Origin of the sequence: Staphylococcus sp. HMSC34G04 (assembly GCF_001838765.1) — a bacterium.
Lineage (GTDB): Bacteria > Bacillota > Bacilli > Staphylococcales > Staphylococcaceae > Staphylococcus > Staphylococcus epidermidis.
Window position 1 is genome coordinate 1 of the sequence record NZ_KV838739.1, and the last position, 17,677, is coordinate 17,677.

General features: G+C 31.6%; 14 protein-coding genes. 12 read left to right on the forward strand and 2 right to left on the reverse strand.

Going from position 1 to position 17,677, the window contains the following annotated elements; translation table 11 throughout:
• Window positions 1–119 precede the first annotated feature (119 nt).
• The 10 genes from HMPREF3241_RS06785 (at window position 120) to rplS (ending at window position 10,261) form a co-directional block, all read left to right on the forward strand.
• Window positions 120–353 carry an acyl carrier protein gene (locus HMPREF3241_RS06785; RefSeq protein ID WP_001830184.1) on the forward strand — a complete coding sequence of 78 codons (234 nt, stop codon included), beginning with the start codon at window positions 120–122 and terminating at the stop codon, window positions 351–353.
• 114 nt (window positions 354–467) lie between these two features.
• Window positions 468–1,205 (forward strand): ribonuclease III, encoded by a 738-nt coding sequence (rnc, locus tag HMPREF3241_RS06790; protein WP_002446271.1) that lies wholly within the window; start codon window positions 468–470, stop codon window positions 1,203–1,205.
• 126 nt (window positions 1,206–1,331) lie between these two features.
• Window positions 1,332–4,901, forward strand: coding sequence for a chromosome segregation protein SMC (gene smc / locus HMPREF3241_RS06795; protein WP_002446272.1), 3,570 nt, complete (start codon window positions 1,332–1,334; stop codon window positions 4,899–4,901).
• Window positions 4,898–6,124, forward strand: a complete 1,227-nt coding sequence (gene ftsY / locus HMPREF3241_RS06800; RefSeq protein ID WP_002446273.1) for a signal recognition particle-docking protein FtsY — start codon at window positions 4,898–4,900, stop codon at window positions 6,122–6,124. The genes smc and ftsY overlap by 4 nt, the downstream gene beginning before the upstream one ends.
• A 1-nt stretch (window position 6,125) precedes the next feature.
• Window positions 6,126–6,458 (forward strand): putative DNA-binding protein, encoded by a 333-nt coding sequence (locus HMPREF3241_RS06805; protein ID WP_002457379.1) that lies wholly within the window; start codon window positions 6,126–6,128, stop codon window positions 6,456–6,458.
• A 30-nt stretch (window positions 6,459–6,488) separates the two neighbouring features.
• Window positions 6,489–7,856: a signal recognition particle protein gene (ffh, locus tag HMPREF3241_RS06810; RefSeq protein ID WP_002446275.1), complete on the forward strand. Its 1,368-nt coding sequence runs from the start codon at window positions 6,489–6,491 to the stop codon at window positions 7,854–7,856.
• A gap of 306 nt (window positions 7,857–8,162) precedes the next feature.
• Window positions 8,163–8,438 carry a 30S ribosomal protein S16 gene (gene rpsP / locus HMPREF3241_RS06815; protein ID WP_002439483.1) on the forward strand — a complete coding sequence of 92 codons (276 nt, stop codon included), beginning with the start codon at window positions 8,163–8,165 and terminating at the stop codon, window positions 8,436–8,438.
• Window positions 8,439–8,564: 126 nt separating this feature from the next.
• Window positions 8,565–9,068 (forward strand): ribosome maturation factor RimM, encoded by a 504-nt coding sequence (gene rimM / locus HMPREF3241_RS06820; RefSeq protein WP_002487161.1) that lies wholly within the window; start codon window positions 8,565–8,567, stop codon window positions 9,066–9,068.
• Window positions 9,068–9,805 carry a tRNA (guanosine(37)-N1)-methyltransferase TrmD gene (gene trmD / locus HMPREF3241_RS06825; RefSeq protein ID WP_002457376.1) on the forward strand — a complete coding sequence of 246 codons (738 nt, stop codon included), beginning with the start codon at window positions 9,068–9,070 and terminating at the stop codon, window positions 9,803–9,805. Before rimM ends, trmD begins: the two co-directional genes overlap by 1 nt.
• Before the next feature lie 105 nt (window positions 9,806–9,910).
• Complete coding sequence (gene rplS / locus HMPREF3241_RS06830) at window positions 9,911–10,261, forward strand: 50S ribosomal protein L19 (RefSeq protein ID WP_002436293.1); 351 nt, start codon at window positions 9,911–9,913, stop codon at window positions 10,259–10,261.
• Window positions 10,262–10,439: 178 nt separating this feature from the next.
• Here the strand turns inward: rplS and HMPREF3241_RS06835 are convergent, their stop codons facing one another.
• Both HMPREF3241_RS06835 and HMPREF3241_RS06840 read right to left on the reverse strand, forming a co-directional pair.
• Window positions 10,440–13,043: a YfhO family protein gene (locus HMPREF3241_RS06835; RefSeq protein WP_070853562.1), complete on the reverse strand. Its 2,604-nt coding sequence runs from the start codon at window positions 13,041–13,043 to the stop codon at window positions 10,440–10,442.
• Window positions 13,036–15,636 (reverse strand): YfhO family protein, encoded by a 2,601-nt coding sequence (locus HMPREF3241_RS06840; RefSeq protein ID WP_046044078.1) that lies wholly within the window; start codon window positions 15,634–15,636, stop codon window positions 13,036–13,038. The genes HMPREF3241_RS06835 and HMPREF3241_RS06840 overlap by 8 nt, the downstream gene beginning before the upstream one ends.
• Before the next feature lie 327 nt (window positions 15,637–15,963).
• Here HMPREF3241_RS06840 and ylqF point away from each other — a divergent pair, with 327 nt between their 5' ends.
• Both ylqF and HMPREF3241_RS06850 read left to right on the forward strand, forming a co-directional pair.
• Window positions 15,964–16,827 (forward strand): ribosome biogenesis GTPase YlqF, encoded by an 864-nt coding sequence (ylqF, locus tag HMPREF3241_RS06845; RefSeq protein ID WP_002457373.1) that lies wholly within the window; start codon window positions 15,964–15,966, stop codon window positions 16,825–16,827.
• A gap of 4 nt (window positions 16,828–16,831) precedes the next feature.
• Entirely contained in the window at window positions 16,832–17,602 is a 771-nt protein-coding gene (locus HMPREF3241_RS06850) for a ribonuclease HII (RefSeq protein ID WP_002475250.1), read from the forward strand.
• The last annotated feature ends 75 nt before the right edge of the window (window positions 17,603–17,677 follow it).

A 17,677-nucleotide genomic window follows, 5' to 3' on the forward strand; every position in this document is an offset into this window, starting at 1 on the left:
ATAAGAAACACTAAATACACATGTATTAAGTGTTTCTAAAATTCTACTTGTATTTTAGAAAGTAAAATGGGAAAATAAAATAGTCTATCAAAAGACTCTTTAAAAGGAGGTGAAGCGACGTGGAAAACTTCGATAAAGTAAAAGACATCATCGTTGATCGTTTAGGCGTAGATGCTGACAAGGTAACTGAAGACGCATCATTCAAAGATGATTTAGGCGCTGACTCACTTGATATCGCTGAATTAGTAATGGAATTAGAAGACGAATTTGGTACTGAAATTCCTGATGAAGAAGCAGAAAAAATCAACACTGTTGGTGATGCTGTTAAATACATCAACAGCCTTGAAAAATAAAATGATTAATATCTGAGTCGTCTTCTCGTCGGCTCAGATTTTTTCTTTAGTTTTAGTCTGTTTTCACGTAAAATTAAATTAAGCTTTTAAACTTTATAGTTAGGAGGTTAGGTTGTGGCTAACCAGAAAAAGAAAGAAATGGTACATGATTTTCAACAAAAATTTACTGATAAAATGAAGTCGTTAGGATTACATTTTAAAAATATTGATTTATATCAACAAGCTTTCTCTCATTCAAGTTTTATTAATGACTTTAATATGAATCGTTTAGAACACAACGAACGTTTAGAATTTTTAGGTGATGCGGTATTAGAATTGACGGTTTCACGCTATCTTTTTGACAGACATCCTCATTTACCAGAAGGTAATTTGACAAAGATGCGCGCAACAATTGTTTGTGAACCTTCACTTGTGATATTTGCGAATAAAATTAAATTAAACGAACTGATTTTATTAGGTAAAGGTGAAGAGAAGACAGGAGGCAGAACAAGACCTTCCCTTATTTCAGATGCTTTTGAAGCTTTTGTAGGTGCACTATATTTAGATCAAGGTTTAGACACAGTATGGACATTTGCTGAAAAAGTTATCTTTCCGTATGTAGAAGATGACGAGCTCGTTGGTGTCGTAGACTTTAAAACACAATTTCAAGAATATGTGCATAGCCAAAATAAAGGAGATGTGACATACCAATTAATTAAAGAAGAGGGTCCCGCACATCATAGACTATTTACATCGGAAGTGATTTTAGAAAATAAAGCAGTTGCAGAGGGTAAAGGAAAGACAAAGAAGGAATCCGAACAAAAGGCAGCAGAACAAGCGTATAAACTAATGAAAAATAAAAAATCATTATAATTATAAAAATATGATAATCTATGATTGATCATCATATAAAGCTTCAATCTATATTGATAATTTTGAATAATTGTTAATATAGCCCCAAGCTTATCAACTCAACACGACTGTGATAAGGAGAATACAATGGTTTATTTAAAATCAATTGATGCCATAGGATTTAAATCTTTTGCCGACCATACCAATGTTCAATTTGATAAAGGTGTGACAGCTATTGTTGGTCCTAATGGAAGTGGTAAAAGTAATATTACTGATGCAATTAAATGGGTACTAGGTGAACAATCTGCCAAATCACTACGTGGTGCTAAAATGGAAGATATCATTTTTTCAGGTGCTGAACATAGAAAAGCTCAAAATTTTGCTGAAGTAAAACTTAAATTAGATAATCATTCACAAAAATTACAAATTGATTCTGAGGAATTAGTTGTCACACGCCGTCTCTATCGAAGTGGTGAGAGTGAATATTATTTAAATAATGATCGTGCACGGTTAAAGGATATTATAGATTTATTTCTCGATTCAGGACTTGGAAAGGAAGCATTTAGTATTATTTCTCAAGGACGAGTAGATGAAATATTGAATGCAAAACCAATCAATCGTCGACAAATTATTGAAGAATCTGCTGGAGTACTTAAATATAAAAAGCGTAAAGCTGAATCGATTCAAAAACTTGACCATACTGAAGATAATCTTAATCGGGTCGAAGATATCTTATATGATTTAGAGGGACGAGTGGAACCGTTAAAAGAAGAGGCGGCCATTGCTAAAGAATATAAGCAATTATCTAAAGAAATGGAGCAAAGTGATGTCATCGTTACAGTATCTGACATTGATCATTATACCGAAGATAATCAACGATTAGATGAGCGTTTAAATCACCTAAAGAGTCAACAGGCTGAGAAAGAAGGTCAACAAGCTCAAATCAATCAGTTACTACAACGATATAAAGGTAAACGCCAACAAAACGATTATGACATTGAAAAGTTAAATTATGAATTAGTTAAAGCAACTGAGAATTATGAGCAATTATCAGGTAAGCTAAATGTATTAGAAGAACGAAAGAAAAACCAATCAGAAACAAATGCAAGATATGAGGAAGAATTAGATAATTTAGAATCACAAATTGATTCTATTAAAAATGAAAAAGCTCAAAATGAAAAATTATTAGCCGATTTGAAAAATAAGCAAAAGCAATTAAACAAGGAAGTTCAAGAATTAGAGTCACTTCTTTATGTATCTGATGAACAACACGACGAAAAACTGGAAGAAATTAAAAATAGTTATTATACATTGATGTCAGAACAATCAGATGTTAATAATGATATAAGATTTTTAGAACATACAATCAATGAAAATGAAGCAAAAAAATCACGATTAGATTCGCGTTTAGTAGAGGCTTTCAATCAACTTAAGGACATTCAACAAAATATTACTCAAACAAACAAGGCATATCAAAGTTCTAAGAAATCTATGCAAAAAGTAGAACAAAATATTCAACAATTAGAACGACAGTTGACAGATTCTAAAAGACTTCTTTCTGAATATGAAAATAAACTATATCAAGCCTATCGTTATAATGAAAAGTTAAAATCAAGAATTGATAGTTTAGCTACTCAAGAGGAAGATTACACGTATTTCTTTAATGGTGTAAAGCACATTTTGAAAGCAAAAGATAAAGAACTAAGAGGGATTCATGGTGCGGTTGCAGAAGTAATTAACGTTCCTTCAGAAATGACGCAAGCAATTGAAACAGCCTTAGGTGCATCGTTACAGCACGTTATTGTTGATAATGAAAAAGACGGTCGTCAAGCAATCCAGTACTTGAAGCAAAGAGGTCTAGGTCGTGCTACTTTTTTACCATTAAACGTGATTCAACCAAGACATGTAGCTGCTGAGATTAAAGATGTAGCTCGTAGTTCACAAGGATTTATTAATATTGCATCTGATGCTATAAATGTATCTGCTAAATATCAAAACATCATTGAAAATTTATTAGGTAATACCATCATTGTAGAAAATTTAAAACATGCAAATGAACTTGCACGTGCCATTCGATATCGGACAAGAATAGTAACTTTAGAAGGTGATGTTGTAAATCCTGGTGGTTCCATGACAGGAGGAGGAGCACGTAAAACAAAAAGTATATTGTCACAAAAAGATGAATTATCAACAATGCGAAATCAACTTGAAGATTATCAACGACAAACAGCAGAATTTGAACGTCAGTTTAAAGAACAAAAAACACAAGCTGAACAATTAAGTGAACAATATTTTAGTGCAAGTCAGCAGTACAACAATTTAAAAGAACAAGTACATCATCACGAATTAGAACTAGATAGACTAAAAACACAAGAAGCACATCTTAAAAATGAACATGAAGAGTTCGAATTTGAAAAAAATGATGGATATCAAAGTGATAAAAGTAAAGAAACTTTAAAAGAAAAGCAAAATCATTTAACTGAGATACAACAACAATTGAAGCAACTAGAAAATGATATTGAAAGATATACACAATTATCAAAAGAGGGAAAAGCTTCGACACATCAAACACAACAGCAACTACATCAAAAACAATCTGATTTAGCTGTTGTTAAAGAGAGAATTAAATCGCAAAAGCAAGTACACGAACATTTAGATAAACAACTTAGCGATTCAGAACGTCAAAAACTTGAAGTAAATGAAAAAATCAAATTGTTTAATTCAGATGAAATGATGGGTGAAGATGCTTTTGAAAAGTTGAAAGAGCAAATTCAGCAACAAGAAAATGTAAGACAAAATTTAAATCAACAACTTAGTGAGATTAAACAGCAACGTAAAGATTTTAATGAGAAAATCGAAATGAATGAAGGTCAGCTTCAAAAATGTCATCAAGATATACTTTCTATAGAAAATCATTATCAAGATATTAAAGCAAAACAATCAAAGCTAGATGTATTAATTAATCATGCAATAGATCATTTAAATGACACGTATCAACTCACAGTAGAACGTGCAAGAATGGAATATGATTCTGATGAAACTATTGACAATTTGCGTAAAAAAGTAAAATTAACGAAGATGTCGATCGATGAATTAGGTCCTGTAAATTTAAATGCAATAGAACAATTTGAAGAGTTGAATGAGCGATACACATTTTTAAATGAGCAACGAACAGATTTAAGAGAAGCAAAAGAAACCTTAGAACAAATCATTCATGAAATGGATAAAGAAGTAGAAGGACGTTTTAAAACAACATTTCATGCAGTTCAAGATCATTTTACGACAGTGTTTAAGCAATTATTTGGTGGTGGACAAGCAGAACTTCGTTTAACTGAAGATGACTATTTGTCTGCTGGCGTTGATATCATCGTGCAACCGCCAGGAAAGAAATTACAACATCTTTCATTATTAAGCGGTGGTGAACGTGCTTTAAGTGCTATAGCGCTATTGTTCGCCATTCTCAAAGTTCGATCAGCACCTTTTGTTATACTAGATGAAGTAGAAGCGGCATTAGATGAAGCTAATGTGATACGATATGCTCAATATTTAAATGAATTATCTACGGAAACACAATTCATTGTAATTACACACCGGAAGGGAACGATGGAGTTTTCTGATCGTTTATATGGTGTAACAATGCAAGAGTCTGGTGTTTCTAAGTTAGTTAGCGTCAACCTAAATACAATAGATGAGGTTATGAAGGAGGAACAAGCATGAGTTTTTTTAAACGTCTGAAAGATAAATTTTCTAGTAAAAATGAAGATGATATTCAAAAAGACCTGGATGAATCTGTAGATTCAAATGTTAACAGTGATTCAGATTCAATGGATCCGAATGATTCTGATGAACAAGTTAAACCCAAAAAGAAACCTAAAAAATTAAGTGAAGCTGATTTTGACGAAGATGGCTTGATATCGATTGAAGATTTTGAAGAAATAGAAGCTCAAAAAATTGGAGCAAAATTCAAGGCCGGTTTGGAAAAATCACGTCAAAACTTCCAAGAACAGTTAAATAATTTAATTGCTCGATATAGAAAAGTTGACGAAGATTTCTTCGAAGCTCTGGAAGAAATGCTTATTACTGCGGACGTTGGTTTTAATACTGTTATGAAATTAACTGATGAGCTACGTACAGAAGCACAAAGACGTAATATACAAGAAACAGAAGACTTAAGAGAGGTTATAGTTGAGAAGATTGTAGAAATCTATCATCAAGAGGACGATCATTCTGAAGCAATGAATATTGAAGATGGACGTTTAAATGTCATACTGATGGTTGGTGTGAATGGTGTCGGCAAAACAACAACAATTGGTAAATTAGCTTATCGTTATCAACAAGAAGGTAAAAAAGTAATGTTAGCTGCTGGTGATACTTTTAGAGCTGGAGCAATTCAACAATTAAACGTCTGGGGAGAACGTGTTGGCGTTGAAGTTGTGAGTCAAAACGAAGGTTCTGACCCTGCAGCAGTAGTATATGATGCGATTAATGCAGCAAAAAATAAAGACGTAGATATTTTAATTTGTGACACTGCAGGACGCTTGCAAAATAAATCTAATTTAATGCAAGAGTTAGATAAAATGAAACGTGTGATTAATCGAGCAATACCTGATGCCCCCCATGAAGCTTTATTATGCTTAGATGCAACAACTGGTCAAAATGCACTTTCACAAGCACGTTCATTTAAGGAAGTTACAAATGTCTCAGGTATAGTTTTAACTAAATTAGACGGTACTGCTAAAGGGGGTATTGTATTAGCAATTCGAAATGAGTTACACATTCCAGTTAAATATGTTGGTTTAGGTGAAAAAATGGATGACTTACAACCGTTTAGTCCTGAAAGCTATGTATATGGATTATTTGCTGATATGATAGAACAAAATGAAGATATTCCTGAAGAAATCTCTAGAAATTCATCCGTTGAATCTGAAGAAGGTAACTAAAATGGGACAAAATGATTTAGTTAAAACATTGCGTATGAATTATCTATTTGATTTTTATCAAAGTTTGCTTACAAATAAACAGAAAAATTATCTCGAATTATTTTATTTACAAGATTATTCTTTAAGTGAAATTGCTGATACATTTGAAGTGAGTAGACAAGCAGTTTATGATAATATAAGAAGAACTGGCGATTTAGTAGAAGATTATGAATCGAAATTACGACTATACCAAAGATTCGAGAAACGTCGTGAATTATATAACTTAATGAAACAATCACTTAATCAACCTGAGTTGCTTAAACAATATATCACTCAATTAGAAGAATTAGAGTAGTGATCATTATAATAAAGGAGGGCAAACGTTATGGCATTTGAAGGATTATCCGATCGCTTACAAGCCACGATGCAAAAAATGCGTGGTAAAGGGAAAGTAACAGAAGCAGACATTAAAACGATGATGCGTGAAGTGAGATTAGCGTTATTGGAAGCCGATGTTAACTTCAAAGTTGTTAAGGAATTTGTTAAGACTGTTTCAGAACGTGCGCTAGGTTCTGATGTCATGCAATCTTTAACACCTGGCCAACAGGTTATTAAAATCGTACAAGAAGAACTTACTAGCTTAATGGGTGGAGAAAATACATCCATTAAGATGGCAAACAAACCACCAACTGTTGTTATGATGGTAGGCTTACAAGGTGCAGGTAAAACGACGACAGCAGGTAAGTTGGCATTATTAATGCGTAAAAAATATAACAAGAAACCTTTACTTGTGGCAGGAGATATTTATCGTCCAGCTGCTATTGATCAATTACAAACAGTAGGTAAACAAATTGATATCCCTGTGTATAGTGAAGGTGATCAAGTATCACCACAACAAATTGTTGAAAATGCTTTAAAACATGCTAAAGAAGAACATCTAGATTTCGTTATCATTGATACAGCTGGTCGTTTGCATATTGATGAAACACTTATGAATGAGCTTCAAGAAGTTAAAGAAATTTCTAAACCAGATGAAATTATGCTTGTTGTTGATGCAATGACAGGTCAAGATGCTGTGAATGTGGCACAATCATTTGATGAACAATTAGATGTTTCAGGTGTAACATTGACTAAATTAGATGGTGATACACGTGGTGGTGCAGCACTTTCAATCCGTTCCGTTACCCAAAAACCTATTAAATTTGTAGGTATGAGTGAGAAATTGGATGGTTTAGAATTATTCCACCCTGAACGAATGGCTTCGCGTATTTTAGGTATGGGTGATGTTTTAAGTCTCATTGAAAAAGCGCAACAAGATGTAGATCAAGAAAAGGCTAAAGATCTAGAGAAGAAGATGCGAGAGTCATCATTTACATTAGATGATTTCTTAGAACAGTTAGATCAAGTTAAGAATTTAGGTCCTTTAGATGATATAATGAAAATGATTCCTGGTATGAATAAAATGAAAGGTTTAGATAAGCTTAATATGAGTGATAAACAAATTGATCATATTAAAGCGATTATACAATCTATGACACCTAAAGAGCGTTCAAACCCTGAAACATTAAATGTATCGCGTAAAAAACGTATTGCAAAAGGATCAGGCCGATCTTTACAAGAAGTTAATCGACTAATGAAACAATTTAATGATATGAAGAAAATGATGAAACAATTTACTGGTGGCGGTAAAGGTAAAAAAGCTAAACGAAACCAAATGCAAAATATGTTAAAGGGTATGAACTTACCGTTTTAATTTATGAAATCAAGCATCGAAACTTGAGAGTGTCTTCGATGCTTGATTTTTTTGAACCTTAATAAGGATTGTTAACAAAATTAACAGAAACGCTTGATTTAAAGCACATGCATAACCAAAAGTACGATTTACTTCGTAAAAGAGCAGTGGAACGCTTGAGCTAAAGCTCATGCATAACCAAAAGTACGATTTACTTCGTAAATCTACTTTTGGTAAAGAAAAAAGTCTTTACAAAAATTTGTGTAACTGTTATTATTTATTCTTGTAGAAAATAAAATCATAAACACATAAAGGAGAGTAATTTAAATGGCAGTTAAAATTCGTTTAACTCGTTTAGGTTCTAAAAGAAACCCATTCTATCGTATCGTAGTTGCAGATGCACGTTCACCACGTGATGGTCGTATCATTGAGCAATTAGGTACTTACAACCCAGCACACGTTAATGCACCAGAAGTTAAAATCGACGAAGAATTAGCTTTAAAATGGTTACACGACGGTGCTAAACCAACTGATACAGTTCACAATATCTTATCTAGAGAAGGTATTTTGAAAAAATTTGATGAACAAAAGAATGCTAAATAATTAGCTCATGTTTTTGTGGGACGCCAATATGGCGTCCTTTTTTAATCATATTTATTTGTTACATACATACGTGTTAATATATATTTGATTCAGTTTAATAAACTTTATTTAGAAGGAGGGTCATATATGGAAGTAGAGGTTGGACAAATAGTCAATACTCATGGTATTAAAGGGGAAGTAAAGGTGAAATCCAACTCTGATTTTACTGAAACACGATTTCAACCTGGTGAACAATTACTTGTAAAACATAATAATACTGAAATTGTTTATACGGTCGATTCTTATCGTATACATAAAGGGTTTCACATGTTAAGGTTTGAAGGAATCAACAACATAAATGATATTGAACATTTGAAAGGTGATTATATTTATCAAGAACGTGATCACCAAGATATAGAATTAGGAGAGCATGAATATTATTATTCGGATATTATTGGTTGTACAGTATTTAAAGATGATGATACGCCAATTGGCCGGGTGATTAATATTTTTGAAACAGGTGCTAATGACGTTTGGGTTGTGAAAGGTGAAAAAGAGTATCTCATTCCTTATATTGAAGATGTTGTGAAAGATATTGATATAGAAAATAAAACGATTAAAATTACACCGATGGAAGGATTGTTAGATTAATGAAGATAGATTATTTAACGCTATTTCCTGAAATGTTTGAAGGTGTTTTAAATCACTCAATACTAAAACGTGCGCAAGATAAGGGAATCATCAATGTTAATACTATCAATTTCCGAGATTATTCTGTTAATAAGCATAATCAAGTTGATGATTACCCATTTGGTGGTGGCCAAGGTATGGTATTAAAGCCTGAACCTGTTTTTAATGCTATGGAAGACATAAATCGTAATGAACATACTCGAGTGATACTTATGTGTCCACAAGGCCGTCCCTTTACTCAAGAGATTGCACAAGAATTAAGTGAAGCAAAACATATTGTCTTTATTTGCGGACACTATGAAGGATATGATGAGCGCATACGTAAGCATCTTGTAACTGACGAAATATCAATGGGTGATTATGTCCTAACTGGTGGAGAGTTACCAGCAATGACGATGACGGATGCAATAGTGAGGCTTATTCCAGGCGTCTTAGGTAATCAAGCATCACATCAAGATGATTCATTTTCAGATGGATTGTTAGAATTTCCTCAATACACACGTCCACGTGAATATAAAAATATGAGCGTACCTGAAGTATTATTATCTGGCAATCATGCGCACATTGATCAGTGGAGACATGAGCAAAAGCTCATTCGTACTTATGAAAAGCGACCAGATTTATTAGAACAATATCCATTAACTGAAAAAGATAGAGAAATTTTAGAAACCTATAAAAAGAAATTGAAAAATGATTAACGTTATGCTATTATAATTCAAGTGTGAAAAAACACTAATAATCACTATGATCCGCTGCTATACTTTTGTCTAGGCAAGAACATAGGTTGAAGGAGAGAATTTATAATGAGTAATCATAAGTTAATCGAAGCAGTAACTAAATCACAATTACGTACTGATTTACCCACTTTCCGTTCAGGAGACACTTTACGTGTACACGTAAGAATCGTTGAAGGTTCTCGCGAACGTATCCAAGTTTTCGAAGGTGTTGTAATTAAACGCCGTGGTGGAGGAATTTCAGAAACTTTCACAGTTCGTAAAATTTCTTCTGGTGTAGGTGTGGAAAGAACTTTCCCATTACACACGCCTAAAATCGAAAAAATTGAAGTTAAACGTCGTGGTAAAGTACGTCGTGCTAAATTATATTACCTACGTAGTTTACGTGGTAAAGCTGCTAGAATTCAAGAAATTCGCTAAACAGTATATTCGACAATTTATAAAAGGCCAGTCTATAAGCACTATAGTTGCCAATTTCAACATATTGCTTAAGATGTGCCACAATGAAAAAAAGCTTTCAAACTTCTGTTTTATCAGAGTTTGAAAGCTTTTTTATTTTATTAAAATTATTTAGTTATGAAAATCATTAATAATTAATTTATTTTCTTTTTACGTAATGAGTGAAAAGAATGCTCAAAATGATTCCAATACAACTGACAGTGATTAATAAATAAAAATAAGGAGGGGTATAACTTAATTTTATCTTTGTTTGTCCCTCTTTTACAGGAATAGTAGTCATAATACCGTTTCCTTGTTGAACCTTTAGAGGCTTTCCATTTGCCATTGCATGCATTCCTTTAGCATATACCATTGGCAAGACGAGATAACCGTGTTCCTTTTTCTTTTTAATAATTGTGAAACCATTTCTTTCTTTTTTTACTTTAACTGGCTGGAGCTGTTGAGAAGCTTTTTTTAATGTTTGATAGTTTTCACCATAAATTCCTTTTACTTTAAAACGATAAACTCCTTTTGACATCTTGATGTTAAGTTGATTTGAAGCTTTAGCACGCATCGTCACTGGCGAAACAAAACGACGATATTTGTATGATAAACGGTTTCTTTCTTGTGAATATTCATTAACTCCTACTTTATGTTCTTTGTCAGGAGATAGTAATTCAACATCCATTTCAATATACATATCTTTATAATTTTTAACTATATTGCGTGGTAAATTGAGAGTGACGCCACCATTATTCTGTTTAACTTTTAAATGTTTACTATCAATCCAATTCGCATGATTTAAGTTTTGTTTTGCATTAGAAAGTAAATTAGTATTAGGTTTAAAATCAGTATTGGCTTGGGATTTATGATTCAATACGACACCTTTAAGCATAGCTTGCTCTCTATCAAGGGGAGATTTTAGTGTTTTTGGATCATAAATTTTATTAGTAACGTGTGCACTAGGATAATTTATTGTATTAACAGAATGAATCCATTGATCTTTTTTATCAGTTATAAGTTCTTTCTTTTTAAAACCATAAGGCATATTTAAATCATCAGGATGTCGTAATCGATCTTGAACATCCCAAAGAGACATTAAGTTTGCACGATTATTTAAATATCGATAAGTACTATTTTTATCTACAGGCATATTAATTTGTAACGTCTTGTCATAGTATTTCAATATATCTCCATTGAAAATACTAGAATACAATGATGTTCCGTTGTAGTGATATATCATAGGTGAGTTTAATGCATAGTATGAAAAATAATCTAATCTTTTCAATGGATTTGTAGAGCTTTGATGCATATACTTAATTTTTTTATTTAGGACAGGACTTCTATAGCTTGAATCATTAATTGTTTTGATAGTCGTTTGATAAGGTTCGATAGTAATTTTTCTAGAATCATTAGTCATTAAGACTTGTTGAGCTAAAAATAAGACAACGAGTAATACCATCATTGAAGTACGGGTTAACAACGATTTATATTTAATAAATATAAACAACACTATGATTAAAATCAATGCAACAAACATCCACTTTACTGATCTTTCAGACAGTGTGATAAATACGAAACCGTATATGAATACTGGTATAGCAACAAAGGTATATTCTTTAATTGATATTTCACTTAAATGTTGTATAAACAATGCAATTAATACACTTGTTGATAATGCTAAGAAGTAAACCCAACGTCTTTGGGGCAATGAAAAGCCGTTAAATGCACTATCAAACCATTGAAAAAAAGAACCGATGAGTAAGATCCAAGTTGCAATTGCGAACAATTTATAATAATAGTGTTGATATAATTTAAAACAAAATAATGCAATGATAGCAATAAAAGAAATTGTAATGTAAAAGCCATTAGCAAAAATATTATAATTGGTTTCAAATAAATTTGTGAAAAAAGTAATTTTGAAATTAGGATTTTGCGCTCGGTCATTATCTAAAAAAGAAGATACACCAGTATATAGTCCGTAAATACTTACTAATACACTTAACAAAGTGGCACATACGAGTATGTAAAATTTCTGCCAACGATTCACGATATCTGTCTCATGAGGAATAACGACTCGATAAATAAAATAGAAACCAATGACAATTGCTTCATAGTAACTAAAATAAAAGTTTGAGAATAACGTATAAGCAATCGCGAAAATAAACCATCCTATTTTACGTTCTTTAAAGAATCTTTCTATAGCCCAAATTGACATAGGTAACATAATTAAAAGATTGCCGTAAAATGACCAAGTAAAATTATAATATGTAACAACAGTAGACATACCATATAATATAGTTGCTATAAACAATGGTGCAGGTTTAAGTCGCAAATAATTAAATAAATAAAATGAAAAAATAAATGTGATTACAGTGCGCACATATGCCATGATTAATTGGTTTATTGGCCAAAAGCTGATGTCATGAGGATTCACATTGATAGTTTGTTCCAATATCCATATCATGGAGAAGTTAATCCACATCAATGGAGAGAGTGAATAATAATATGCCAGTGATTTTACATAGTCGCCTCCCAACCCAAATGAAGCATCATAAAACCCTTTTAATGATGTAAAGTGTTCATAAAGATACATTTGAAAAGGCATCATTTGTCTGAAGCCATCTCCACTACCACTAAATACAATACCTTTAGTTATAAATTGATAGAGAAAAGGGCCATATAGAATAAATGACAATATGCAACTAAGTAAAACGATTAGTGTAAAACGTTTCATAGGTTTATTCCATATATTTTTAATCATGGCGAGTCCTCATCTTTCTTTTCCTTATATTCTTTAATCTAATGAATACAATACTCAACACTATACTAAATATTGAGATAGAAAACATCGTTTTTAGAAAAGGTGGTCGATATTGAATCACAATTGTTTTATCATTTTTATTAACTGGGACACCTGTCATCATATAATTTACCTTTTTGATATTGACTTGTCGGTCATCCACGTATGCACGCATACCTTTACGATACGGAATATTAATAACTGCAAGTCCCTTAGAATGATGATCTAAGTTAACTTTTACCCCGTTTTTTATATCTTTATAACACATATTAAAGTTAGCATGATGGTGTGCTTGTTTTAGCGTATCATAATTTTCACCGTTTAATTCTAACAGTTCCAAATTGAACTTACCATTTGGTGATAATTGAATCGTAATGTCACCATTTTTGTCTGGTAAACATCGATAAAGCACCTTGCTTATTCCCGTGCGATATATAGAATCGTTGTATAGACGATGATTATGATATTGATTGATGCTCACTGTGTAATTACTGTCAGGTTCACCTCGTTCAATATTCATAGTGAGATAAAAATCTTTGTATTTGTCTCTTATATTTTTAGGTAAATGTAATTTGATTATTCCGCTCTCTTTATTAACGGTTAGTTCATTGTTTGAATATCGTGTTATATTTTGTGTTGACACACGTGTTTGGTCTAATAAATTTTTAACTTTTGAGTGGTATGATTCACCTTTGGATGTCACAATAGCACCATTAATCATTGCATGCTCCCTATCTATAGGCTTTTTTAAACTTTTATGATTATAAATGTTTTGTGTTACTTTTACACTTGGTAGTAGAAGTTGATTTTTATAAATAATATATTGTCCGCGTGACTTAACTTTTTTAAAATAAGATGGAATAAAATTTTGATAGTCTTTCATCATTAAATATTTTACTGAAAACAGACTCTCGATATTTTGGCGAGCATTCGTAGACTGGTATCGACTGACAGATTCTTCAGCTAAATTAATTTTTAACGCATCGTAATAGAAATCGAGAATATTGTGATGAAATATACTAGAGTAAATACTAAGTCCTTTAAAATTTTGATACATAGGGGTATTATCTTGTTCATCGACACGCCAATTTATTCGTTGATCGTCATTCTTAGTTTGATTCATTTCTTTTACTAAAGATCTTTGCATAGCCGAGCTATATAAACTTGAATTAATGTATCGCTTGTTCGCACGATTAATATGATCTTGAAAGAAAATTTGATTTTTTATGAATACGAAAGTAATCATAAGGCTGAGAGCAGCGATCGAAATACTATAAATGTAAGTAAGATAATAACGTACTTTTTTCTCTTTTATTAATAAAATTAATAGCCCAATCACTGACACAACTGGAACTAAAGAGATCCAAGGTAAAAAAGTATGGTAGCTAATTGAACTTATGTAGATGACACTTTGAGCTATCAGATTAGTATAAATATAGGTCTTTGGACGAATTGTTTTAAAATACTTTACAAATAACCCAATTAAAATTGAACTATTAAAGGCTAAGATAAAATGCCATCGTTTTTGAGGTGCTGAAAACCCATTAAATAGTTGGTCAACAAATGGGAGAAATGCAAAAATAATTGTTGCCAATAATAACAATGCAAATAATTTATAATAAAAATGTTTATATAATTTGATTGTCAAAAGAGCTTGAATAGATAAAAATAACACAACAATCAAGTAATTATCGAAAAATATATTAGTGTCTTTACTTAAATGTTCAATCCAATTTACTTGTCCTGTAAATGATTGTCGACGATTATTAAGAAAACTTTGAACACCATGAAAGAACACAAACATACTATTTCCTAAAGCGAGTAGCGCACTACATATAATTGTAAGAGAAGCTTGCCAACGAGTTAAACTATCTTTAGGATGTCTGTAAATAATTCTAATCAAGGTATAACCTATACCAATAATGAGGAAATAATATGCAAAATAAAAGTTATTAATTAGAATTAGACTTACAGTTAGTATAAATAAACCTACTTTAAAATCCCTTAATAAACGTTCAATCCCTAATAATAAGAGTGGTAACCAAATGAAAGTATCACTAAAGAATGGCCAGTAAATTGTAAATCTAAAGTACAAAGGTGACATAACAAAAATAAATGAAATCAATAAACTGATTATTTTATTTTTAGAAATATAATAACTAAATAAATAAGTGCAAAACAGAGCAATAGTTGCTTTAATAATTGAAACAATTAGCGCATTGTACATCCAAAGAAGAATTTGATTAGTGTTCAATGAAAAGAATATTTCACATAATTTGATGATAGGGACATTCAAAATAAATATTAAATTTGTTGAAAAATAATAACTTAAGTCAGTGAAAAAATCTCCACCAAGACCCAAATGTGTTGAATAAAATAAGTTTCCTTGAGTCCATTGATGATAAAGATACATTTGAATAGGAATCATCTGTTCCATACCATCATTTGGGCCAGTTGAAAGAATACCATCATGATGGAAACGAAAAATAATATAACTATGACCAATTAATGATAATGTAATTAATAATATAATGAAACATGCTTTTCTTCTCATTTATTTCTCCTAAAACGCATCATATTGAGCTGAAAATTTTTTAGTTTAGTCAAATTGTAGGTTATTGTGGCAATGAATGAAAGTATTAGTGGCATTATTTAAATCTATTTACATTAAATTTAATGTAATTTAATAAAGTTAATTGATTTTAATAGTTTTGAATAAGTTTACAAATGGTCATCGTAGATTTGTTATGAATTGAAGAATGGTTTTTATCCTAAATGATGCACATGTTAAACTTAAAGTGGTTGGGTTAGCTATTATAAAGTATAATTATGAAGTTATAGATAAAAGTTTAAGAAAATAATAAGAATAGGATGATGACGCATGGCGATACAATGGTATCCAGGTCATATGGCTAAAGCCAAAAGACAAGTTAGTGAACAACTGAAAAAGGTAGATGTAGTTTTTGAACTCGTCGATGCACGTATTCCATACAGTTCGAGAAACCCTATGATTGATGATGTCATTAAACAAAAACCTCGAGTAGTAATTTTAAATAAAAAAGATATGACGAATTTAAAAGAATTAGAAAAGTGGGAAACTTATTTTAAAGATGAAGGTTTTTATCCGGTGGCTGTAGATGCAAAACATGGCAAGAATCTTAAAAATGTTGAAGTTGAAGCTATAAAAGCAACTCAAGAAAAATTTGATCGTGAAAAAGCTAAAGGTTTAAAACCTAGAGCGATAAGAGCTATGATTGTAGGCATTCCTAATGTTGGAAAATCAACACTAATAAATAAGTTAGCAAAACGTAGTATCGCCGAAACTGGAAATAAACCAGGAGTAACAAAACAGCAACAATGGATTAAAGTTGGGAAGTCTCTTCAATTACTTGATACACCAGGTATTTTATGGCCTAAATTCGAAGATGAAGAGGTCGGTAAAAAATTAAGTTTAACTGGTGCGATTAAGGATAGTATTGTGCATTTAGATGAGGTAGCTATTTATGGTTTGAATTTTATGATTAAGCATGATGTTTCCGCTTTAAAGAAACATTATAATATTGATACACATGAAGACGCTGAGATACTCGATTGGTTTGATGCGATTGGAAGAAGAAGAGGATTGTTACAAAAAGGAAATGAAGTAGATTATGAATCTGTCATTGAGTTGATTATCAATGATATGAGAAATGCCAAAATTGGAACTTATTGTTTTGATATTTTAAAAGAAATGAAGAGTGAATGATAGTATGTCTCTAACAATTAAAGAAATTAAAGAAAAACTATCTCAAATTGAAACGTTGGAAGAGTTACATAAACATGAAGCAAATAATGATTCACGTAAAGGTGTTATAAATGCGATTAAGTCTAGGGAAAAAAATATTCTTAAGCAACAAGCATTAGAAGAGCACTATTTATCCATGAATCAATACGAAAACAATATTATGTCATCTAATAGGGATGCATTAATTTGTGGAATTGATGAGGTAGGGCGTGGGCCCTTGGCTGGACCAGTTGTGGCTTGTGCAGTCATCTTAGAGAAGAATCATCATTATATTGGTTTAGATGACTCTAAAAAAGTATCTCCCAAAAATAGAGCACGACTTAATCAAAATTTAAAAGAAAATGTCTATCAATATACATATGGCATAGCGTCCTCAGTTGAAATAGATGAATTGAACATTTATCGGGCAACTCAATTAGCAATGCTACGTGCTATAAATCACTTAGATGTTACACCTACGCATTTATTAATAGACGCAATGACACTAGATATTGATATCCCACAAACTTCAATTATTAAAGGTGATGCTAAAAGTGTATCTATCGCAGCAGCAAGTATCATGGCTAAAGAATATCGTGATCAATATATGAGACAACTATCTAAACAGTTTCCAGACTATGGTTTTGATAAAAATGCTGGTTATGGAACTAAGCAACATTTAGAGGCTATTGATCGAGTGGGCTTTATCAATGAACATCGTCAATCATTTGAACCGATTAAATCAATGATGAAATAATTTGAATTTTGCTTAAATTGCAATAAATACTGTCAATCAGTTTACAATAGCGCTTACATTTTTTATAATTAAAGG

Bases quoted from the DNA above. Each gene is read 5' to 3' on its own strand.
- smc (WP_002446272.1), top strand. From the start codon at position 1,332: ATGGTTTATTTAAAATCAATTGATGCCATAGGATTTAAATCTTTTGCC.
- HMPREF3241_RS06840 (WP_046044078.1), bottom strand. From the start codon at position 15,636: ATGAGAAGAAAAGCATGTTTCATTATATTATTAATTACATTATCATTA.
- trmD (WP_002457376.1), top strand. From the start codon at position 9,068: ATGAAGATAGATTATTTAACGCTATTTCCTGAAATGTTTGAAGGTGTT.
- ffh (WP_002446275.1), top strand. From the start codon at position 6,489: ATGGCATTTGAAGGATTATCCGATCGCTTACAAGCCACGATGCAAAAA.
- rplS (WP_002436293.1), top strand. From the start codon at position 9,911: ATGAGTAATCATAAGTTAATCGAAGCAGTAACTAAATCACAATTACGT.
- rpsP (WP_002439483.1), top strand. From the start codon at position 8,163: ATGGCAGTTAAAATTCGTTTAACTCGTTTAGGTTCTAAAAGAAACCCA.
- rimM (WP_002487161.1), top strand. From the start codon at position 8,565: ATGGAAGTAGAGGTTGGACAAATAGTCAATACTCATGGTATTAAAGGG.
- ftsY (WP_002446273.1), top strand. From the start codon at position 4,898: ATGAGTTTTTTTAAACGTCTGAAAGATAAATTTTCTAGTAAAAATGAA.
- HMPREF3241_RS06805 (WP_002457379.1), top strand. From the start codon at position 6,126: ATGGGACAAAATGATTTAGTTAAAACATTGCGTATGAATTATCTATTT.
- HMPREF3241_RS06835 (WP_070853562.1), bottom strand. From the start codon at position 13,043: ATGATTAAAAATATATGGAATAAACCTATGAAACGTTTTACACTAATC.
- ylqF (WP_002457373.1), top strand. From the start codon at position 15,964: ATGGCGATACAATGGTATCCAGGTCATATGGCTAAAGCCAAAAGACAA.
- HMPREF3241_RS06850 (WP_002475250.1), top strand. From the start codon at position 16,832: ATGTCTCTAACAATTAAAGAAATTAAAGAAAAACTATCTCAAATTGAA.